Consider the following 20,698-nt stretch of genomic DNA (forward strand, 5'->3'; position numbering starts at 1 on the left):
CGTCGGCGTCCGCGTCGGAGTGCACGGCGACCGTCTCGATCCCGAGTGCCCGGCAGGTGGCGAAGACCCGGCGGGCGATCTCTCCCCGGTTCGCCACCAGAAGTTTCGAAATCACGACAACTCCTACATCCGGAAGACGCCGAAGCCGTCGGCGCCCTTCACCGGTCCGTTGTGGATGGCCGAAAGGCACAGGCCGAGGACGGTACGGGTGTCCCGGGGATCGATCACCCCGTCGTCGTAGAGCCGACCGGAGAGGAAGAGCGCGCCGGACTGGGACTCGATCTGCTGCTCGACCATCATCCGCATCGCCGCGTCGGAGTCCTCGTCGAACTCGCGGCCCCGCGCGGCGGCGGCCTGCCGGGCCACGATGGACAACACCCCGGCCAACTGTGCCGGCCCCATCACCGCCGACTTGGCGTTCGGCCAGGTGAACAGGAACCTCGGCTCGTACGCCCGGCCACACATGCCGTAGTTGCCCGCGCCGTACGAGGCGCCCAGGTTCACCGTCAGATGCGGCACCGTCGAGTTCGACACCGCGTTGATCATCAGGGCGCCGTGCTTGATGATGCCCTGCTGCTCGTACTCGGTGCCGACCATGTAGCCGGTGGTGTTCTGGAGGAAGACAAGCGGGGTGTCGGAGGCGTTGGCGAGCTGGATGAACTGCGTCGCCTTCTGCGCCTCCGCACTGAACAGCACGCCCCGGGCGTTGGCCAGCACGCCCACCGGGTACCCGTGCAGCTCGCCCCAGCCGGTCACCAGCGCGGTGCCGTAGGCCGGCTTGAACTCGTCGAACTCGCTGCCGTCGAGCACCCGGGCGAGCACCTCGCGCGGATCGAACGGAACCTTGAGGTCGGCGCTGGCGATGCCGAGCAGCTCCTCCGGGTCGTACTTCGGCGGTTGCGGCATCGGGTTGCGCGGCGCCGGCCCCTGCTTGCGCCAGTTGAGGCGGCGTACACACTGCCGGGCCAGCCGGATGCCGTCGCGTTCGTCGGCGGCCAGGAAGTCGGCAAGGCCGGATGTCGAGGCGTGCATGGCCGCGCCGCCCAACGACTCGTCGTCGGCGTCCTCGCCGGTGGCCATCTTCACCAGCGGCGGCCCGGCCAGGTAGACCTGTGAACGGTCCCGGATCATGATCGTGTAGTCGGACATCCCGGGCACGTACGCGCCACCGGCCGTGGCGTTGCCGAAGACCACGCTCACCGTGGGGATCCGTTCGGCCGAGAGCCGGGTCAGGTCGCGGAACACCCGGCCACCCGGGATGAAGATCTCCGCCTGGGTGGGCAGGTCCGCGCCGGCCGACTCGACCAGGTTCACCATCGGCAGCCGGTTGGCCAGGGCGATCTCACCGGCCCGTCGGGTCTTCGCCAGCGACCACGGGTTGACCGCGCCACCGCGTACCGTCGGATCGTTGGCGACGACCAGGCACTCCACCCCCTCGACCACGCCGATCCCGGTCACCACGCTGGCTCCCACCGGAAAGTCCGTGCCGAACGCGGCGACAGGTGACAGTTCGAGGAACGGGCTGTCCTGGTCCAGCAGCAGCTCGATGCGCTCGCGGGGGAGCAGCTTGCCGCGCTGATGGTGCCGGGTCACGTACTTCTCGCCACCGCCGGCGCGGGCGGTGGCGAGTGCGGCGTCCAGCTCGGCGAGACGTTCCAGCAGAGCGTCCCGATTCGCGCGGAAGGCCGGCGAGGACCTGTCGATAGCGGTGTCGAGTGTGCTCAAAGGCCCATGCCCTTCGCGATGATCTCGTTCATGATCTCGGTGGTGCCGCCGCCGATGCCCAGGATCCGGGCGTCGCGGTAGTGCCGCTCCACCTCGGCGTCGCGCAGGTAGCCGAAGCCGCCGTGCAGTTGCAGGGCCTGGTCGACGACCCAGTCGGCGGCCGAGACCGCCACGTTCTTCGCCATCGCCACCTCGGTCACCACCGGCTCACCCGCGGCCACCCGGGCGGCCACCTGGTGCACGTACGCGCGGGCGGCCTCGGCCCGGGTGTGCATCTCGGCCAGCCGGTGCCGGACCAGCTGTCGGCTCGCCAGGGGTCGGCCGAAGGTGGACCGGTCGCGGCACCAGGTGGTGGCCAGCTCGACGCAGCGCTGCGCGACGGCGTACGCCTGGGTGGCCAGGGAGAGGCGTTCGGCGGCGAACTGCTGCATGATCGCGAGGAAGCCGGTGTCCTCCTCGCCGATCCGGTTCCTCACCGGTACGCGCACGTCGACGAAGGAGAGTTCGGCGGTGTCCGAGCAGTGCCAGCCGAGCTTCTCCAACCGTCGCCCGACGGTGAAGCCGGGCGTTCCCCGGTCGATGACCAGCAGGCTCAGCGCCCCGCTGCCCGGCACGCCGGTGCAGACCGCGGTGGTCACGAAGTCCGCCCGGACCCCGCTGGTGATGTAGGTCTTCGCGCCGTTGACCACGTAGTGGTCGCCGTCGAGGCGGGCGTGGGTGCGAATGCCCGCCACGTCCGAGCCGGTGTCCGGTTCGGTGATGGCCAGCGCGCCGATCATCGAACCGGCAAGCGTCGGCCGGACGTACCTGTCGATCAGGTCGTGCTCCCGGCCGGTCGGGTCGACGTTCCCGGCGGCGTCGCCGGGTCGCCGGGGGAGTGTGCCGCCCGAGCGGGCGCCGGCCGCGGTGACCATGTGCGGCAGCGCGATGCCGTGCGTGAAGAGGGCAGCCACCAGCCCCGACGAGCCACCCGAGCGGATGATCTCCTCGGTGACGATTATCGAGTCGAGCAGGTCACCGCCGCTGCCGCCGACCTTCTCGGGAAAGCCGATGCCGAGCAGGCCGATCTTCGCGGCGGTCGCGTGCAGCTCGCGGGGTACCTCGCCGGCCCGCTCCCAGTCGGACAGGTGCGGCAGCACCTCCCGGGTCACGAAGGCGCGGGTCAGCTCCCGCAGCTGCCGCCGCTCGGGAGTGTCCACGATCGTCACGGTCGTACCTCCCCGGTGGCCGGTGCCGGTCCGTCGCTGCCGGCCGGGTCGACCGGCAGGTCGACGATCCGGGACCGGAGCAGCTCGCCGAGGGCCTTGGCCTGCGGGTCGAACCGGGTGGAGGCGGCCACCCCGGCTCCGAGCAGCCCTCGGATCACGAAGTTGACGGCCCGCAGGTTCGGTAGTTCGTACCGTTCGACTGTCAACGGGGCGGTCTCCGGCAACAGCTCCGCCAGCCGTGGCACGGTGAGCCAGCCGCGCAACCAGGCCCAGGTCGCGTCGGTACGCGCCCAGACCCCCAGGTTCGCGTCGCCGCCCTTGTCACCCGACCGTGCGCCCACCACCTCACCCAGTGGCCCCCGCCGGGTCGGACCCACCGCCGCCGGGCGGGCCACCTCGGCCGTCGGCTCGGCGGCGACCGTCCCGGTCACCGGCGGCGGGCCGATCGGAACCCGGGTACCGTCCGGCAGCACGGCGACGTGGTCGACCGCCTCCTGCGCCACCGCGTCGGTGGTGAACACGCCGTACGGGGTGGCCTCGCCGGGCAGGGTGGTCAGGGTGCAGCCCGGGTAGGAGGCCAGGGCCAGCTCGACAGCCGCCGCCGAGAACGCCCGACCGGCCCGCGCCCGGTCACCGTCCCGCAGGTGTACGTGCAGCAACGCGCTTGCCGTCTCGGTGTCGACGGCGTCCGGGTGGTCGGTGCGGGCCAGCGTGAACTCCAACCCGTCCCGGCCGACCGCCTCCGTCAACTGGGCCCGGACCAGGGCCGCCTTGGCCGGGATGTCCAGCCCGCAGAGCACGAACGTCATCGAGTTGCGGAAGCCGCCGAGGTTGTTGACCCCCACCTTGAGCGTCTCCGGTGGCGGGGTGCCGCGCGCACCGCTGACGAGCACCCGGTCCGGACCGTCCTGGCTCAGCCGTACCGAGTCCAGTCGGGTCACCACGTCCGGGCCCAGGTAGGCCGGCCCACCCACCTCGTACAACAACTGGGCGGTGACCGTCTCGACGGTGACCGCGCCGCCGGTCCCGGGGTGTTTCGTGATCACCGCCGAGCCGTCCGCACGCAGCTCGGCCACCGGAAATCCGGGCCGCTGCCCGCCGTCGGGAAGCTCCGTGAAGAAGCTGAAGTTGCCCCCGGTGACCTGTGCCCCACACTCGACAAGGTGCCCGGCGACGGTGGCCCCGGCCAGTGCGTCGAGGTCGCCGCGCCGCCAACCGAAGCGGGCGATGGCCGGGCCCACCACCAGCGAGGCGTCGGTGACCCGCCCGGTCACCACCACGTCCGCTCCGGCGTCGAGGCAGGCGGCGATGCCGAACGCCCCGAGGTACGCGTTCGCGGTGAGCGCGTCCGGCCGGGCCAGGGCGTCACCTTCGACGTACCCGATCCGGACGGGCAGCCCGAGCCGGTCGGCGAGGGAGCGGATCGCGGCGGCCAGCCCGGCCGGGTTGAGTCCGCCGGCGTTCGTGACAAGCGTGACCCGCCGGTCGAGTGCGGTGCCGAGGCAACCCTCCAGCTGCCGGAGAAACGTCTTCGCGTAGCCCAGATCGGGGTCGCGCAGCCGGTCCCGGCCCAGGATGAGCATGGTCAACTCGGCCAGGTAGTCACCTGTCAACACGTCCAGTTCGCCGCCGTCGAGCATCTCCCGCCAGGCGGAGAAGCGGTCGCCGTAGAAACCGGAGGCGTTGCCGACCCGCAGCACGTCGCTCATCAGCGCCACCCGCGGGTAGCGGCTGCGGGGTTCCGCCGCGCCGCGGTCCGCCCGCTCACGGCTGTGCCCCCGCGGTCGCCGTCCGTGCGGCGCGGCCGGTGCCGGGTGGGCCGGCGAAGGCCTGGGCCACGTCCAGCCAACCGTCGGCGACCGGACCGGTGGCCACCAGGGCGGTGTCGGCGCGGTGTCGGCGCCGGGTCACCAGCAGGCAGAAGTCGAGCGCCGGACCGGTCACCCGGTCGACCGCGTCCGCCGGACCGAACGCCCAGGTTCCCCCGCCGGGTGCCGCCAGCTCCACCCGGACCGGTGCCGTGGGTACCGCCCGGCCGTGGGCGGCGAAGCTGTGCCCGACGGTACGGAAGCCGAGGTACGCGATGTGCCGGAGCCGGTCGGTGGCGGGCCGGGTGACGCCGAGCGCCTCGGCCACGTCCTCGCCGTGCGCCCAGGTCTCCATGATCCGGGCGGTCGCCATCGAGGCCGGCGACATCCGGGTGCCGTACCAGGGCAGCTTCTCGCCGGCAGGGGCGGCGGCGAGCGCCGCCGCGAGCATCGCGCGGCCCTCCCGCCAGCGGGCCAGCAGCGGGTCGGGTGGGGCGAGGAAGGCGACCGCGCCGTCGTCGACCAGCCGGGCCGGATCCGGTGCGGCGGTGACCGAGGCGTAGAACGCGTCGGCGTCGGTCGCGGCGAGCCGGGCCACGTGATCCGTCCAGGCCAGGTGGGCGATCTGGTGGGCGATCGTCCAACCTGCGGCGGGGGTGGGCCGTTCCCACTCCTGCGGCGGCAGCGGTGCGACGAGCGCGTCGAGCTGCTCGGACTCGGTGGCCAGATCGGTGAGCAGGGCGGTGAGGTCGACCATTGTGCCTCCGGGCGGGTTGGTCGGTCAGGGTGCGGTGTCCACGTTGGTGAGCAGCGTCGCCAGCTGGGCCTTCCAGGCGTGCAGCAGCGCGGTCCGGCGGGTGGTGTCGTCGCTGAGCAGGTTGGCCACCCCGAGCCCGCGCAGCAGGTCCAGGGTGGCCTGCACCGCCTCGCGTACGCCCGGGCGCCGCTCGTCCACCCCGAGCAGTTCGACGGTCAGCCGGTGCATCTCCCGGCCGACCCGGGCTTCGAGCGGCAGCAGGGCGGCCCGCAGTTCGGCGTCGGTGCGGGCGGCCACCCAGAGTTCCAGGGCGGCGACGAAGAGCGGCCCGGTGAAGGCGGCGGCGAGCAGGTCCACCACCCGGTCCAGCCGGTCGGAGCCGGCCGGCAGGGCGTCGGCCTCCGCCCGCAACTCGGCTGCCCGCCGCTCGGTGAGGTGCCCGACGGCGGCGGTGACCAGGGCGGTGCGGGTCGGGTAGTGGTGCAGCTGGGCTCCCCGGGAAACGCCGGCCCGGGCTGCCACGACAGTGGTCGTGGTGCCGGACCAGCCATGCTCGACCAGGCAGTCGACTGTCGCCTCCAGCAACCGGGCCCGGGTGGCACGGCTGCGTTCCTGTTGCGGGACGCGGGTCGATGTGGGGGCCACGGGCACAGCGTGCCGCCCTGGAAACAAACAGTCAAGACTGACTTTTTTAGATCGCCGCAAACGCCTGCGCGGCGCCGACGTCTTCCGTCGGCACCGCGCAGGTGAAGCGAGTTCGGGGGTCAGACGCGGGCGCGTCGGGCCAGGCGCTCCGGGTCGAGGATGATGATGCTCTTGCCGTCCAGCCGGAGCCAGCCGCGCGAGGCGAAATCCGCCAGCGCCTTGTTGACGGTCTCCCGGGAGGCGCCGACGAGCTGGGCGATCTCCTCCTGGGTCAGGTCGTGCGTCACCCGCAGCACGCCGCCGTCGCGGGTGCCGAAGCGCCCGGCCATCTGGAGCAGGTTCTTGGCCACCCGGCCGGGCACGTCGGTGAAGATCAGATCCGCCAGGGCGTCGTTGGTCCGGCGCAGCCGGCGGGCCAGCACCCGGAGCAACTGCTCGGCGATCTCCGGGCGGTTGTTCAGCCACGGCCGCAGCGCCTGCTTGCGCAGTCGGGCGAGCCGGCTGTCGGTGACCGCGGTCGCGGTCGCCGTACGCGGACCCGGATCGAAGAGCGACAGCTCGCCGACCATGTCCGACGGACCCATCACGGCGATCAGGTTCTGTCGGCCGTCCGCGGCTCGGCGACCAACCTTGATCTTGCCGGACAGCAGGATGTAGAGACTGTCGCCGGGCTCGCCCTCGTTGAAGACGACCTCGCCCTTGCGGACCTCGATCGTCTCCATCTCCTTGGCGAGCGCCTCGGCCGCCTCCGGGTCCACACCCTGGAAGATCCCGCTGCGGGCCAGTACCTCGTCCATCGCGCACCTCCGGTTGCGCGTGCCGTCCATCGGCCGGGTCCGCCGTCCGCTGATCCCTCGCGCGCCGACCAGTCTAGGCGCACGTGAGCAGGAATCAGAGGTGCACCCCTGGAATCTTGATCGTTGGGCGTAACGTGCCCGTCGTGATCACCCTTTAGAATCCCGCGCCTGGTCAGGCCGGGCTCGGCGGGTCGGACACCCGGCCGTAGGGTCACCGCGTGCTGCACGAGCCCCTGCTGACCACCCGCCGCGAAGCCGAACGCGACATTCCGGTGCTCATCTGGCGTGCCGAGCGACCGCTGCGGGCGGTCAGCTCCGCCCCGCTGGGCGGTGGAATCGGCGCACGGCGGTGGGTGCTGAACGCGACGGTGCCCATGTCGTACGACCGGGACGACCCCGCCGAGCACCTGGCCGAACTGGCCCGGGAGTTCGACCTGGACGGGCCCGGCGTCGGCCTGTTGACCGGGGTCGACGTGGCCGAGGTGGTGCTTCGGAGCGACGCCGGCGTGCAGGTCTGGGCCACCGTCGGGCTGGGCACTCCGGTGCCGGCGGCGGCACCCGCGGTGGCGGCCCCGGCGCAGCCGGTCGGCACGGTCAACATCGTGGCGTACGTACCGGCGCGGCTCGGCGACGCCGCACTTGTCAACGCGGTCGCCACCGCCACCGAGGCGAAGACGCAGGCGATCACGGAGCTGGGGCTGCCCGGCACCGGTACGCCGACGGACGCCGTCGCCGTGCTCTGCCCGCCGGACGGGCCGCCCAACGCCTACGGCGGCCCCCGCTCCACCTGGGGCGCGCCCCTGGCCCGGGCGGTGCACGCCGCCGTGCTGGCGGTGGGTCGCGACACCGTCGTCCCATGGTCGGATCGGCTCCGGGGCTGAATCTCCCCACCCGATCGGCGGTCGTTTCCGCGATATCCGCCCGGTAGGGTCGCGCACGATGTACGCTGCCGCCCCCTTCCCGCCCCGACCTCGCCGCCACGCCCTGGCCGTGCTGGGGGCGCTGCTCGCCGCCCTCCTCCTCGCTGGCTGCGCCAGCAGCAACGAGGGGCCGATCTGGCAGCCCGGTACGGGTGGCGGCGAAGGTGCACCCGTCGAGTCCGCCGCCCCCGAGGTCAAGAAGATCTCGCTCTCCGCCACCGGCGACATCGTCATGGCCATGGCGCCCGACCGACTGCCCCCGAACAACGGCAAGGGCTTCTTCAACTCGGTGAAGAAGGCGCTCGCCGCCGACCTGGTGATGGGCAACCTGGAAGAGCCGTTGACGGTGGACACCGGGACCGGCAAGTGCGGGGCGAACTCCACCCGCTGCTTCCAGTTCCGGGCCCCGCCGGAGTACGCCGCGCATCTCGCAGATGCCGGGTTCGACCTGCTCAACCAGGCCAACAACCACGGCTACGACTTCGGGCCGAAGGGGTACGAGAACACCCAGCGGGCGCTGGAGGAGCACGGTCTGGCGCACACCGGGGCGCCCGACCAGATCACCGTCGTCGAGGTGAAGGGCGTCAAGGTCGCCGTCGCCGGCTTCTCGTCGTACCGCTGGTCGAACAGCCTTGTCGACATCCCGGCCGCGAAAAAGGTGATCGAGAAGGCCGCCGATCAGGCCGACATCGTCGTGGTGCAGGTGCACATGGGTGCCGAAGGATCGGAGATGACGCGGGTGCGGCCCGGCACCGAGATGTTCCTCGGCGAGAATCGGGGCGACCCGATCAAGTTCTCCCGCGCGATGATCGACGCTGGCGCCGACCTGATCGTCGGGCACGGCCCGCACGTCCTGCGCGGCATGGAGTTCTACAAGGGCAGGCTCATCGCGTACAGCCTGGGCAACTTCGCCGGCGGCGGCAACTCGCTGAGCAACACCGGGCGACTCGGCTGGGGCGGCGTGCTGAAGGTGTCACTCGAAGCGGACGGCACCTGGGCCGGCGGCTCCTTCACCTCCACCTACATGGACGGGGCCCGCAAGCCGACGATCGACCCCGACGACCGTGGTCTCGGGCTGCTCCGGGACCTCACCGAGCTGGACTTCGCGGAGACCGGTGCCCGGTTCACCGACTCCGGAAAGATCAGCCCGCCCGAACCGGACTGATCTCCGGCGGCACAGCCGTCCGGGCCGGTCGGACCGGCGACGTAGGCTGGCCGTCGTGACCAGAAGCGCCACCGAGACCGACCTGGGTCGCACCCGTCGAGCGCGGCGGATCGGCCGCGTGCTGACCGAGACGCACCCCGACGCGCACTGCGAGCTGGACCACGGCAGCCCGCTGGAACTGGCCGTCGCCACCATCCTGTCGGCCCAGTGCACCGACAAGAAGGTGAACGAGGTCACTCCGAAGCTCTTCGCCCGCTACCCGACCGCCGCCGACTACGCCGGTGCCGATCGCGGCGAGGTGGAGGAGATGATCAAACCGACCGGCTTCTACCGCAACAAGACCAACTCACTGATCCAGCTGGGTCAGGCCCTGGTCGAGCGCCACGACGGCCAGGTTCCCGGCCGGCTGGCCGACCTGGTCGCCCTGCCCGGGATCGGTCGCAAGACCGCGAACGTCATCCTCGGCAACGCCTTCGACGTGCCCGGCATCACCGTCGACACCCACTTCCAGCGGCTGGTACAGCGGTGGGGGCTGACCACCGAGACCGACCCGGTCAAGATCGAGCACGAGATCGGGGCGATGTTCCCGAAGCGCGACTGGACCATGCTGTCGCACCGGATCATCTTCCACGGCCGCCGGGTCTGCCACGCCCGCAAGCCGGCCTGCGGTGCCTGCACGCTGGCAAAGCTCTGCCCCTCGTACGGCACCGGACCGACCGAACCAGCCGCAGCGGCGAAGCTGCTCAAGGGCCCTCGCGCCCGTGACCTCGCCGCCGCCGCCGGAGTCGATCCCGAGCTGGTCCCGGCACAGGCCGTTCAGGCGGAGGCACCGTGAACCGCCGACTCGCGTCACTGGCCCTGCCGCTGCTGCTGTTGTCGGCGACCGCCTGCACCGCCGACTCCGACGCCCCCGCGTCGCCCCGGCAGGACACGGCGGCCGCCGCCCGGCCGTCCCCCTTCGAGGACTGCGCCGCCCTCGCCGACGGCCCGGCCGGCTCCGGCGACGGCCAGGTGGCGGGCGACCCGCTGCCCGAGTTGACCCTCACCTGCTTCACCGGCGGTGCCCCGGTCGCCCTGCGGGACATCCGCGGACCCGCGGTCGTGAACATCTGGGCCTCCTGGTGCCCGCCCTGCCGCAAGGAACTCCCCGCCTTCCAGCGGCTGCACGAACGCACCGAGGGGCAGCTGCGGGTCATCGGGGTGAACAGCCGGGACAGCCGCGAGGGCGCCCAGTCGATCGGCGAGGACTTCGGCGTACGGTTTCCGATGCTTGTCGACCAGGGTGAGGCGGTGCAGCGGGCACTGCGGCGTAACGCCGTCCCGCTCACCGTCTTCGTGGACGCCCAGAGTCGCATCCGGCACATCGACAGTTCCGGTGCGTTGGATGACGCCCGCCTGGCCGAACTCGTCCGGCGGCACCTCGGCCTCACGGTGACGGCGTGACCGTGCGCGAACCGGCCGGTCGTCAGCCGCCCGGTTGGCTGGGGCCGCTGCTGGGTCGGCTCGACACCGCACGCACGGAGGACTTCACCCAACTGCGTACGCCGGACCGCGGTGGCCGGGAGAGCGCCGTGCTGGTGCTGCTCGGCGAGGACGCCACCACCGGCCCGGACGTGCTGGTCCTCCAGCGGGCCGCTACCCTGCGCAACCACGCCGGCCAACCGGCGTTTCCCGGCGGCGCCGCCGACCCGGAGGATGCCGACGCCGCGGCGACGGCGCTGCGCGAGGCGAACGAGGAGGTCGGGCTCGACCCGGCCAGCGTCACCGTGCTGGCCCAACTGCCGAGGCTGTGGATACCGGTGAGCGATTTCGTGGTGACCCCGGTGCTCGCCTGGTGGCACGCACCGCACCCGGTGGACTCCCGCGAGCCGGCCGAGGTGGCGCACGTCGCCCGCCTGCCGATCGCTGAGCTGGTCGACCCGGACAACCGGGTGCGGGTACGCCATTCGAGTGGCTGGGTCGGCCCCGCCTTCTCCGTACGCGGGATGCTGGTCTGGGGGTTCACGGCCGGGGTGCTGGCCGCGCTGTTGGAGATGGGCGGCTGGAGCCGCCCGTGGCCACGCAGCCGAGTGATCGATCTTCCGCCGGTCGGTGCCTCGCCCGCCCCGTCGGCCGGCACCGACGAGGTCGACGAGAGCGCCCTGCGCTGATCTGACCGTCACCTTCCGCAAGCGATCGTCTTCGCGCGAGCCTCGGGCCCGTACGCTTGAGCCGTGTCGGCCGTGGATCTCGTCCTGCTGTTGCTCATGCTCGTGTTCGCGATCAGCGGATACCGACAGGGTTTCGTCATCGGGGTGCTCTCGTTCTCCGGGTTCTTCCTGGGTGCCCTGATCGGCCTGCAGGTCGGTCCGATGGTCGCCCAGCAGTTCGTGGACAGCGGCACCCGGGTGCTGGTCTCACTTGTCGCCATCTTCGGCCTTGCCGTGGTGGGTCAGGCACTGGCCGGCTGGCTCGGATCGCACCTGCGCCGCACCATCGCCAGCGACGTGGGGCGGCGGGCCGACGACGTCGGCGGCGCGTTCGTCTCGCTCTTCGCGGTGCTGCTGGTCGCCTGGCTGGTCGCCGTGCCGCTCGGCTCCTCCTCGCTGCCCTGGCTCGCCGCCTCCGTCAAGAGCAGCGCACTGCTCAACGTGGTGGACCGGGTGCTGCCCGACCAGGCTCAGCAGCTCTCCACCGCGCTACGCGACACCGTCGACACCAACGGCTTCCCGGACGTCTTCGACGGGCTGCGGCGGACCCAGGCTCGGCAGGTCGAGCCGCCCGACCCGGCGCTCGCCGGCTCCGAGGTGGTGAGCAACGGTCAGCGCTCGGTGGTGAAGGTGCTCGGGTCGGCGCCCAGCTGCTCGCGCCGGATCGAGGGGTCCGGTTTCGTGTACGCCGACGACCGGGTGATGACAAACGCCCACGTGGTCGCCGGCACCCGTTCGGTCGCTGTCGAACTGCGCGGGGACCGGTACGAGGGCGAGGTGGTCGTCTACGACCCCGACCGGGACCTGGCCGTGCTCTACGTACCCGGGCTGCCCGGTCCGTCGATGCGGTTCGCCGCCGGCAACGCCGCCAGTGGCGCGGACGCCATCGTGCTCGGTTTCCCGCTGGACGGGCCGTACAACGCCCAGTCGGCGCGGGTTCGCGACGTCGATCGGATCACCGGGCCGGACATCTACTCGTCGGGAAACGTGACGCGGGAGATCTACACCATTCGGGCCCTGGTCCGCAGCGGCAACTCGGGCGGCCCGCTGGTCTCCTCGAACGGCCTGGTGCTCGGGGTGATCTTCGCGGCGGCGGCCGACGACCCGAACACCGGCTTCGCGGTCACCGCCGCCGAGGCCCGACCGGTGGCGCTGGCCGGCGCCGAACGCACCCGGGGCACCGACACCGGCGACTGCACCTGACGGGGTCCGGCCAGGTCAGCTCGACCGTGACCGGGACCAGACGGCGAACGCGCTGGTGGTGGCTACGACCACCGCGGCCCCGAGCAGCCACCCGGCCAGCACGTCACTGCTCCAGTGGACGCCGAGTGCGACCCGGCTGAACCCGGTCACCAGGGCGATCGACAGCGCACCGAGCCAGACCGCCGCGCGGGCCGCGGAGCGGGGCCTGGTCCGGGGCAGGAACACCACGAGCAGCACCCCGGCGGCGAGCATCGCGTTCAGCGCGTGGCCCGACGGGAAGGCCAGCCCGGGTGCCTGCGCCACCGGGTCGGGCAGGTCCGGTCGCCGCCGGCCGACGAGCAGTTTGAGCAGCGGCCCGAGCAGACCACCGAGCACCATGGTGGTGGTCACCCAGACGGCGACCCGCCGGGCGCCGTCGCGGGCCAGCCAGATCACCAGGACCAGCGCCGCGGCCCGCAGCGGCATCGGCGCGAAGACGTCGGTCCAGAGGCTCATCACCCGGACCCAGACCGGGTGATCCAGGGCGTACCCGTGCAGGTGCGTGGTGATCGTCAGGTCGAGTCGACGCAACGGTGGCCAGTCACCCAGCACCAGCGTGGCGAGCAGCGCGAACGGCACGACCAGCAGCACGCCGGAGAGGGGGTGTGCCGACCGTGCACCTGGCGGGTCGTCCCGCAGTCCGCGACGGTCCGGACCGGACGGCGGTGCCGGGCCGACTCGCTCGAAGGTGTCCACGACGATGGTTGTACCCCGCTGGCCGGGCCTTCCTCGCGCGGATGCGCCGAATCTGCCGCCTGACCCGACCGCGCCGCCAGCCGCCCGGCGGGCGGTCAGCGGTACGACTGCCGGAACCGGCGCACCATCAGCGCCGCCCCGGTGAGCAGTGCGACGAAGATCGCCGCGCCCATCCAGAGCCGCTCCGAGCCGGCGTCGTCCGGCGAACCGGCGGCCCGGGCCCGCCACTGGGCCTCCTGGCGGGGCCCGGTCAGACCGAGCTGCTCGGCGTCGGGATCTTCAGTGGTCGCGGAGCCGGGCGCGGGGCCGAAGCCGGCCACCCCGGGCGGGTCGTTGTCGTCAAGCGGGTTCTCGTACGTCGCCGGCACCTCCGCGGTCAGCGCCGCGACCGGGTCGACCAGGCCGTACCCGAACCGCTCGTCCCGACCGGTGGGCCCGATGTCCTTGGCGGTGACCAGCAGCCGGTTCACCACGTCTCCGGCGGACATCTGCGGGTAGCGTGACCGGACCAGGGCGGCGGTGGCGGCGACAAGCGGTGCCGCGAAACTGGTGCCCTGCACCCGCCAGTAGCCACTGGGAGGTCGGGCGCCCACCAGCCCGCTGGCCGGGGCGGTGAGGACCGTGGCGCGACCGGTGATCGCCCCGCTCCACAGGTTGTCGCTGTTGCGCTCCAGGCCGGAGACCGCGATGACGCCGGGCTCGCGGGCCGGATACCACACCTTCGCCTCGGGCGAGGTGGCGAGATTCCCGGTGCAGGCGATCACCACCACGTCTTTGGCGAAGGCGTAGTCGATCGCCGCGGCCAGTGCCGCGCTGTCGCCGTTGCCGCCGAGCGAAAGGTTGATCACCTTCGCGCCGTTGTCGACCGCCCAGCGCACGCCCTTGGCCACGATCAGCGCGTCGTCGTAACGGTTCTCCGCGTCCAGGACCCGCACGGGCAGGATCCGGGCGTCCGGCGCGAGCCCCACCACGCCCCGGCGATCGTCGTTGCGACCCGCGATCAGGCCGGCCACCGTCGTGCCGTGTCCGACCGGGTCCGGTTCGGTCGCTCCGTTCGGCGCGACCAGGTCGAGCCCGGGCAGCACCTGACCGGTCAGGTCCGGGTGGGAACCGTCCACCCCGGAATCGATCACGGCCACGACCACGCCGCGCCCGGTCGAGGTACGCCATGCCGTCCGCGCGCCCAGCTTGTCGAGCTGCCACTGCTCGTCGCGGACCTGATCGGCGCGTTGCGTCGAGTCGGGGTTGTAGGCCACCGGTGTGCCGGGCGCGGGAGCGTGGACCGGCACGGCGGCGGCGGGCACGACCGCGACGACGGCCGACAGCGCGGTGGCGGCCGCCGCGAGCAGCGCGCGGTTGGCGAACCGGCCTGCCATCGGCGGGCGGCTGTGCCGCAGCCTGGTCACATCCTCAGCCATTCGTCGCGGGACACATGACGATCGGAGATTACCGGTTCCGCCCCGCTTACAGGGACGTTCCGTGGAGTCGACGTCACTGTGGCGGCAGGTGCGCCAGTTGGACCAGGCGTACGCCCTCGCGTCGGGTGAACAGCCGGCCGCGTCCGGGCGGCAGCGGGCCCGGACGGACCGGACCGACCAGGGCGCCCTCCTCCGGGCTGCCCGACATCACCAGGCCCGAGGTGGACAGTTCACGTAACCGCTGCACCAGCGGCTCGTACTGGGCGCGGGCGGCGCCGCCGGAACGGCGCGCCAGCACCAGGTGCAGTCCGACGTCACGGGCGTGCGGCAGGTGCTCCTCCAGCGCCCGCAGCGGGTTCGCCGGCCCGCTCGCCACCAGGTCGTAGTCGTCGACAAGCACGAACAGTTCCGGGCCGGACCACCACGACCGGGCCCGCAACTCCGCCGGGCTGACCTGCGGGCCCGGTGTGCGGCCCTGTAGGTAACCGGCGGCCGACTCGACCAGGTCGGCGGTGTGCGCCGCCGCGGTGCCGTAGCCGATCAGGTGTTCCGTGGAGATGGTGCCGAGCAGGCTGCGCCGGTAGTCCACCAGGATCACCCGCGCCTGCTCCGGCGTGAACCGGGTGACGATCGAGGTGGCCAGGGCGCGCAGGAACGACGACTTGCCGCTCTCGGCGTCGCCGTAGACCACCAGATGCGGCTCGGTGCCGAAGTCGAGGACCACCGGACGTAGATCCGCCTCGGCGACACCGACCGGGATCCGCAGCCCCGTCGTGGCGTCGAGGTCGAGGTCCGGGTACGGCAGGACGGCCGGGAGCAGCCGGACCCGGGGTGCGACCGGACCGGACCACGCGCTGCTCACCTGCTTGACCAACTCGGCGGTGTCGGTGTCGGTCGTCCGGGGCAGCGCGGTGAGGAAGTGCAGGCTCTCCGAGGTGATGCCGCGTCCCGGGGTCTGCTCCGGCACATGCGCCGCCGCCCGTCGGGCGACAACCGAGTCGGACGGATCACCGAGGCGTAGCTCCAGCCGCGAGCCGAAGAGGTCCCGGATGGCGGGCCGGAAATCCAGCCAACGCACCGCGGTGGCCACCACGTGCACGCCGTAGGAGAGTCCCCGGGTCGCCAGGTCGGTGATCAGTGGCTCCAGGTCGTCGTACTCGGCACGCAGGGTCGTCCACCCGTCGACGACGAGGAACACGTCGCCGAACTGGTCGGCACCGCCCGCGTCGGTGCCGCCGCGTCGCTGCCGCCAGGTGGCCATCGACTCCACGCCCAGTTCGGCGAAGCGGCGCTCCCGATCGGCGAGCAGGGTGGACATCTCGCCCACGGTGCGGCGTACGCCCGTGGGGTCGGCCCGACCGGTGACCCCGCCGACATGGGGCAGGCCGCGTACCGAGGCCAGCCCGCCGCCACCGAAGTCGAGGCAGTAGACCTGCGCCTCGGCCGGCGTGTGGGTGAGGGCCAACGCGCAGACCAGCGTACGCAGCGCGGTGGACTTGCCGCTCTGCGTGCCACCGACCACTGCGATGTGGCCGGCCGCGCCGTCCAGCGCCAACCACAGCAGGTCGCGGCGTTGCTCGTACGGCCGGTCGACGACGGCCACCGGCACCTGGAGAGCGCCGTGCAGTTCGGGATTGCCGAAGGTCAGCCCCCGGACGGGGTCGACCGTGAGCGGACCGACCAGTTCGTCCAGGGTCGGGGCAGCGTCGAGCGGCGGCAGCCACACCTGGTGCGCTGGCGTGCCCTGCCCGGCCAGCCGGTCGACCAGCAGCTGCAGCAGGGTCTCGGTGGCAGCCGCCCCGTCGTCGTCGGCGGGTGGGGTGGGCGGCTGCGGCACGGGTGTGACATGGGTGGAGAAGGCGAGCAGCCGGGGGCGTTCGGCTCCGGCCGCGTCGGTCGCCAGGGCGCGCCGGCGCACCGGCCCGGAGACGTACGCGGTCTTGAACCGCAGCAGCGGCTCGGTGCCGAAGCGCAGGTAGCCGTGCCCCGGCGACGGGGGCAGCTCGTGCGCGTCGGGCACCCCGAGCACCGTACGGGACTCCAACGAGGAGAAGGTCCGCAGACCGATCCGGTACGACAGGTGGGTGTCCAGCCCGCGCAGTCGTCCCTCTTCCAGCCGCTGGCTGGCCAGCAGCAGGTGCACCCCGAGTGACCGGCCCAGCCGGCCGATCTGCACGAACAGGTCGATGAAATCGGGCTTGGCCGACAGCAGTTCGGAGAACTCGTCGCAGATCAGCAGCAGCGACGGCAGCGGGGCCAGCGGGCTGCCGGCCATCCGGGCCCGCTCGTAGTCGCGCAGGCCGGCGAAGTTGCCGGCGCGGCGCAGCAGTTCCTGCCGGCGGACCAGCTCGCCGTTTATCGCATCGACCATCCGGTCGACGAGCGGCAACGCGTCGGCCAGGTTGGTGATCACGGCGGCGGTGTGTGGCAGCCGGTCGAAGGGCGCGAAGGTGGCCCCGCCCTTGAAGTCGACAAGCACGAAGTTGAGCTGCTCGGCGGAGTGGGTGGCGGCCAGCCCGAGCACCAGCGTACGAAGCAGCTCGGACTTGCCGGAGCCGGTGGCGCCGATCAGCAGCCCGTGCGGGCCCATGCCGCCCTGCGCCGACTCCTTCAGGTCCAACTCGACCGCGCCGCCGTCCACGCCGACGCCGATCGGCACCCGCAGCTGGTCCCGTGCCGACCTCGGAATCCAGCCCTGCTCGGCGGTGAAGCCCGCCGGCTCGCCGATGCCGAGCAGTTCCGGCAGTCCCGGCTCGACGCCAGGTGCGGGCTCGGCACCCCGCGCGGCGGCCAGCCGCAGTGGTGCCAGCCGGCGCGCCACCGCCTCGGCCTCGGCGACCTCCAGCCCGTCGGCCGTGCCGACCTCGGCCGGTCCGTCCGAGGAGTGCGAGTGGAGTCGGCCGTTGCGTAGCTCCAGCAGCAACGCGAACCGGTCGAGCAGGCGCGGCGGCGGGGTGTCCAGGTCGATCAGGGTCACCGCGTCGATGCCGCCGTCCCCGACCAGTTCGGTGGCACCGGTGAGGTCACCGCCGTCGAGCACGATCACCAGGTGCGGCCCTTGCGTGGCCGCGCCGGCCGGGCTGAACCTCGACCGGCTGGCCAGCACCCGGTCGAGCAGTCGTTCCAGCTCCACCGCGGAGCTGGCCACCAGCCGTACCGGACCGAGGGCGTCGGTGCGGGTGGGGTGCTGGGCGTGCGGCAACCACTTGACCCACTCCCAGCGACCGCGTCGTTCCGGCCCGGCGCAGATGGCGACAAGCAGCTCGTCCGGGGCGTGGAAGACCGCGAGCTGGGTGAGGATGGCCCTGGCCAGCGCCTGCGCGGCCGGCGACCCGGTGGGGCCGACCGGAGCGGCCCGGACGAAGACCCGGGCGAAGCTGCGCAGCGAGAGGGCCACCGGCAGGTCGGGCACCACCGAGTACGCGTCCAGGAAGCGACGCAGCGCGCCCGCCGTCATCGGTTCCAGTTCCTCAAGCGGGCGGGTGACCGGCGGCACCAACGGCGTGGCCAGGGTCTGCGGCCCGACGGCGACCCGGACCACCGCGAAGTCCGGGTCCGTGGGGCGCCGCTCCCAGACCCGGTGACTGTGCACCGTCGACCAGAGCAACGACGGATCGGGGTGCCGGTAGCAGAGGCCGGCGCGTTGCCGTGCCGCGGTCTGCCGAACCTGCCGCCGCAGGGTCGCCAGGTGCCGCAGGTACTCCCGACGGGCAGCCATCATCTCGGACTTCTTCGGGCTGCCCGAGGCACTGCCCCAGGAGGTCGCCAGCATCGCCAGGGAGGAGAGGCCGAACATGCCGCCGACCACGTACGCGTAGGCCCCGCCGCCCCGGCCGAACATCATCGCCATCGCGACCGTACCGCCGATCATCGGCAGCACCATCAGCAGCTGGTGCCAGCGGGCGCCGGTGCCGGCCGGAATCTCCGGGGGTGCCTGCACCGGCAGGTCACCGACGGGTATCTCGGGTGCTGGGCGTCGCGCCGGCCGCCGGATGACGACAGTGGACACACGACCTCCCGACTGCGCACGGTAACCCGAGCCTGGCTCATCGTAGGTAAAGTCCTGTCGTTCGCGCAGCAGCAGACCCGCTCGGGATGGAGATCAGTCGATGGCAGTCGGGCTCGCCCGGGTCACCGTCAGCACGCCCCGACGACGGGTCGACGTGGCGCTACCGGAGCAGGTGCCCCTCGCCGAGCTGCTGCCCGAGGTGCTGCGGCACGCCGGTGACGGGCTCGCCGACGACGGGGAACAGCACGGTGGCTGGTTGCTCCGGCGGGCCGACGGCAGCGTGTTGGCCGGCGGGCAGGCGCTGCTCGCCCAGGGGGTCCGCGACGGCGAGGTGCTGCACCTGGTGCCGGCTCGCACCGAGTGGCCCGAGTTCGAGTACGACGACGTGGTGGAGGCCATCGCCGACGCCGCCCGGCGGCGGGGCGGCGCCTGGTCACCCGGTGCGACCCGGGCGGCGGCGCTGGCCGGTGCCGGTGTTCCGCTCGCCGTCGGCCTGCTCGCCCTGGCCGCCGGTGGGCCCGGCGACCCGGCCGGCTGGCCGGCCGCGACAGTCGTGGCGGGTCTGCTGGTGCTGGCCGGCACCGTGCTGTCCCGGGCACAGGGCGACGGGGTGGCCGGCGCCGCTCTCGGCGGTCACGCGCTGCCCTACGCGGCGTTGGCCGGCGCCCTCGCCGTCAGCTCGGGCGACCCGGTCGGGCCGGTCGGCGCGCTGCGCTGGGTGGGCGCTCCGGAGTTGCTCGCCGGGTCGGTGGCGCTGCTGCTCGCCTCGGTGCTGGGGCTTGTCGGGGTGGCCAGCCGACTGCGGATCTTCGTGGCCGGCACGGTGGTCGGCGCGGGCGGCGGATCGGCCGCCCTCGGTGGCCTGCTGCTCGGCCCGGCCGGCGTGGCCGCGGTCCTGCTCTGCGTGCTGACCTTCGCCGTCGGGGCCGTCCCGCTGCTGGCCATCCGGCTGGGCAAGGTGCCGTTGCCGCCGATCACCCTGCCCACCGACCCGCCGGACGACTCGGACCGGGCCCGTGACCTGCCGGACCGTGGTCGGGTGCAGGCGGCCGTGGCCCGTACCGAGGAGATGCTCACCGGCATGCTGATCGGCCAGGCCGTGCTGGCCGTGGGCGCGACGGTGATCCTTGCCAGTACCGGTGGCATGGCCGGTTGGCTGCTGGTCGGGGTGACCTCGACAGTGCTGCTGCTACGCGCCCGGCTCTTCATGACGGTCCGGCACCGGGTGGCGCCGGTCCTCGCCGGCCTGGCCGGGTACGCGGTCCTCGGCGCAGTGCTGGCCGGGGCCGCCGACGCGGCGGTCCGGCTGACCCTGGTCACCGGTGGACTGCTTGTCGCGCTACTGGTGGTGGCCGGCGGTACGACGTACGCCCGCCGGCCGGTCTCCCCGTACGTCGGGCGGGTCGCCGACCTCACCGACACCCTGCTGGTGGTCTCGGTGGTGCCGATCGCCTGCGCCGTGCTGGGCCTCTACGAGCGGGCCCGGGGACTGCTCGGTTAGGCCGCGTTCCACAGGGCTCGGGCACGGTCCTGTGCAACGCGGCCTGCGCGACCCTCGAACCCCGTCAGTGTGTGGACTCGCCCCGCGCCTCGGCCTCCCTGGCCCGCCGGTACGAAGCCTGGATCTCGGCCTCGGCCTCGGTCCGCCCCACCCAGGTCGCGCCCTCGACCGACTTGCCCGGCTCAAGATCCTTGTACACCTCGAAGAAGTGCTGGATCTCCAGCCGGTCGAACTCCCCGAGGTGGTGGATGTCGCGCAGGTGCTCCTGCCGGGGGTCCTCGTAGGGGACGCAGAGGACCTTGTCGTCGCCGCCCTTCTCGTCCGTCATCCGGAACATGCCGATCGTGCGGCACCGGATCAGACAGCCCGGGAAGGTCGGCTCGGGTACCAGCACCAGGGCGTCCAGCGGGTCGCCGTCCTCGCCCAGGGTGCCCTCGATGAAGCCGTAGTCGGCCGGATACTGCGTGGAGGTGAAGAGGGTACGGTCCAGCCGGATCCGCCCGGTCACGTGGTCCACCTCGTACTTGTTGCGGTGACCCTTGGGGATCTCAACCGTGACGTCGAAATCCATCTGCACGCTCCCTCGTTGGCCCACGCTGGCTTGACGGAACCGGCGGC

The 20,698-nt window shown here is 72.7% G+C and carries 18 protein-coding genes; 7 read left to right on the forward strand and 11 right to left on the reverse strand.

The window, feature by feature from the left end; translation table 11 throughout:
- The 7 genes from AB0I71_RS27220 to AB0I71_RS27250 form a co-directional block, all read right to left on the reverse strand.
- Positions 1 to 115, reverse strand: a 115-nt coding sequence (locus AB0I71_RS27220; RefSeq protein ID WP_357589420.1) for a biotin carboxylase N-terminal domain-containing protein, incomplete at its 3' end; no start/stop codon positions are given.
- Between the two features lie 8 nt (positions 116 to 123).
- Entirely contained in the window at positions 124 to 1,725 is a 1,602-nt protein-coding gene (locus AB0I71_RS27225; RefSeq protein ID WP_357589307.1) for a carboxyl transferase domain-containing protein, read from the reverse strand.
- Positions 1,722 to 2,933 carry an acyl-CoA dehydrogenase family protein gene (locus tag AB0I71_RS27230; protein ID WP_357589309.1) on the reverse strand — a complete coding sequence of 404 codons (1,212 nt, stop codon included), beginning with the start codon at positions 2,931 to 2,933 and terminating at the stop codon, positions 1,722 to 1,724. Before AB0I71_RS27230 ends, AB0I71_RS27225 begins: the two co-directional genes overlap by 4 nt.
- A complete protein-coding gene (locus AB0I71_RS27235; protein ID WP_357589311.1) occupies positions 2,930 to 4,642 on the reverse strand; it encodes an acyclic terpene utilization AtuA family protein in 1,713 nt (570 codons plus the stop codon). Before AB0I71_RS27235 ends, AB0I71_RS27230 begins: the two co-directional genes overlap by 4 nt.
- Positions 4,643 to 4,697: 55 nt before the next feature.
- Entirely contained in the window at positions 4,698 to 5,498 is an 801-nt protein-coding gene (locus AB0I71_RS27240) for a TIGR03084 family metal-binding protein (RefSeq protein WP_357589313.1), read from the reverse strand.
- 24 nt (positions 5,499 to 5,522) lie between these two features.
- Entirely contained in the window at positions 5,523 to 6,143 is a 621-nt protein-coding gene (locus AB0I71_RS27245) for a TetR/AcrR family transcriptional regulator (protein ID WP_357589315.1), read from the reverse strand.
- Between the two features lie 119 nt (positions 6,144 to 6,262).
- Positions 6,263 to 6,940: a Crp/Fnr family transcriptional regulator gene (locus AB0I71_RS27250; protein WP_013736306.1), complete on the reverse strand. Its 678-nt coding sequence runs from the start codon at positions 6,938 to 6,940 to the stop codon at positions 6,263 to 6,265.
- Between the two features lie 218 nt (positions 6,941 to 7,158).
- Between AB0I71_RS27250 and AB0I71_RS27255 the strand changes: the two genes are divergently transcribed.
- From AB0I71_RS27255 to AB0I71_RS27280, 6 genes are all read left to right on the forward strand, one after another.
- On the forward strand, positions 7,159 to 7,821 hold the full coding sequence (locus tag AB0I71_RS27255) for an adenosylcobinamide amidohydrolase (RefSeq protein WP_357589316.1): 663 nt from the start codon (positions 7,159 to 7,161) through the stop codon (positions 7,819 to 7,821).
- Positions 7,822 to 7,879: 58 nt separating this feature from the next.
- A complete protein-coding gene (locus AB0I71_RS27260; RefSeq protein ID WP_357589318.1) occupies positions 7,880 to 9,025 on the forward strand; it encodes a CapA family protein in 1,146 nt (381 codons plus the stop codon).
- A gap of 55 nt (positions 9,026 to 9,080) precedes the next feature.
- Positions 9,081 to 9,860 (forward strand): endonuclease III, encoded by a 780-nt coding sequence (gene nth / locus AB0I71_RS27265; RefSeq protein WP_357589320.1) that lies wholly within the window; start codon positions 9,081 to 9,083, stop codon positions 9,858 to 9,860.
- A complete protein-coding gene (locus AB0I71_RS27270) occupies positions 9,857 to 10,468 on the forward strand; it encodes a TlpA disulfide reductase family protein (protein ID WP_357589322.1) in 612 nt (203 codons plus the stop codon). Before nth ends, AB0I71_RS27270 begins: the two co-directional genes overlap by 4 nt.
- A gap of 2 nt (positions 10,469 to 10,470) precedes the next feature.
- Positions 10,471 to 11,175 carry a CoA pyrophosphatase gene (locus AB0I71_RS27275; protein ID WP_357589422.1) on the forward strand — a complete coding sequence of 235 codons (705 nt, stop codon included), beginning with the start codon at positions 10,471 to 10,473 and terminating at the stop codon, positions 11,173 to 11,175.
- Positions 11,176 to 11,238: 63 nt separating this feature from the next.
- On the forward strand, positions 11,239 to 12,417 hold the full coding sequence (locus AB0I71_RS27280) for a MarP family serine protease (RefSeq protein WP_357589324.1): 1,179 nt from the start codon (positions 11,239 to 11,241) through the stop codon (positions 12,415 to 12,417).
- A 15-nt stretch (positions 12,418 to 12,432) separates the two neighbouring features.
- Here AB0I71_RS27280 and AB0I71_RS27285 read toward each other — a convergent pair whose 3' ends face one another.
- The 3 genes from AB0I71_RS27285 to eccCa all read right to left on the reverse strand — a co-directional run bounded on the left by AB0I71_RS27285 (position 12,433) and on the right by eccCa (position 18,579).
- The gene (locus tag AB0I71_RS27285; RefSeq protein WP_357589424.1) at positions 12,433 to 13,095 is read right to left on the reverse strand and encodes a phosphatase PAP2 family protein; all 663 of its coding nucleotides are present in this window, start codon (positions 13,093 to 13,095) and stop codon (positions 12,433 to 12,435) included.
- Positions 13,096 to 13,247: 152 nt separating this feature from the next.
- Complete coding sequence (gene mycP / locus AB0I71_RS27290) at positions 13,248 to 14,570, reverse strand: type VII secretion-associated serine protease mycosin (protein ID WP_357589326.1); 1,323 nt, start codon at positions 14,568 to 14,570, stop codon at positions 13,248 to 13,250.
- Between the two features lie 73 nt (positions 14,571 to 14,643).
- Positions 14,644 to 18,579 carry a type VII secretion protein EccCa gene (gene eccCa / locus AB0I71_RS27295; RefSeq protein WP_357589328.1) on the reverse strand — a complete coding sequence of 1,312 codons (3,936 nt, stop codon included), beginning with the start codon at positions 18,577 to 18,579 and terminating at the stop codon, positions 14,644 to 14,646.
- Between the two features lie 100 nt (positions 18,580 to 18,679).
- Here eccCa and eccD point away from each other — a divergent pair, with 100 nt between their 5' ends.
- Positions 18,680 to 20,080: a type VII secretion integral membrane protein EccD gene (gene eccD, locus AB0I71_RS27300; RefSeq protein ID WP_357589330.1), complete on the forward strand. Its 1,401-nt coding sequence runs from the start codon at positions 18,680 to 18,682 to the stop codon at positions 20,078 to 20,080.
- A gap of 64 nt (positions 20,081 to 20,144) precedes the next feature.
- Here eccD and AB0I71_RS27305 read toward each other — a convergent pair whose 3' ends face one another.
- A complete protein-coding gene (locus AB0I71_RS27305) occupies positions 20,145 to 20,651 on the reverse strand; it encodes an inorganic diphosphatase (RefSeq protein WP_281582445.1) in 507 nt (168 codons plus the stop codon).
- Positions 20,652 to 20,698 lie beyond the last annotated feature (47 nt).

Origin of the sequence: Micromonospora sp. NPDC049891 (assembly GCF_040660295.1) — a bacterium.
Taxonomy (GTDB): Bacteria; Actinomycetota; Actinomycetes; order Mycobacteriales; family Micromonosporaceae; genus Micromonospora.

What these genes read in the sequence shown, in the direction of transcription:
- AB0I71_RS27235 (WP_357589311.1), bottom strand. Translation starts at nt 4,642, where the DNA reads ATGAGCGACGTGCTGCGGGTCGGCAACGCCTCCGGTTTCTACGGCGAC.
- AB0I71_RS27240 (WP_357589313.1), bottom strand. Translation starts at nt 5,498, where the DNA reads ATGGTCGACCTCACCGCCCTGCTCACCGATCTGGCCACCGAGTCCGAG.
- AB0I71_RS27250 (WP_013736306.1), bottom strand. Translation starts at nt 6,940, where the DNA reads ATGGACGAGGTACTGGCCCGCAGCGGGATCTTCCAGGGTGTGGACCCG.
- AB0I71_RS27260 (WP_357589318.1), top strand. Translation starts at nt 7,880, where the DNA reads ATGTACGCTGCCGCCCCCTTCCCGCCCCGACCTCGCCGCCACGCCCTG.
- mycP (WP_357589326.1), bottom strand. Translation starts at nt 14,570, where the DNA reads ATGGCTGAGGATGTGACCAGGCTGCGGCACAGCCGCCCGCCGATGGCA.
- eccD (WP_357589330.1), top strand. Translation starts at nt 18,680, where the DNA reads ATGGCAGTCGGGCTCGCCCGGGTCACCGTCAGCACGCCCCGACGACGG.
- AB0I71_RS27305 (WP_281582445.1), bottom strand. Translation starts at nt 20,651, where the DNA reads ATGGATTTCGACGTCACGGTTGAGATCCCCAAGGGTCACCGCAACAAG.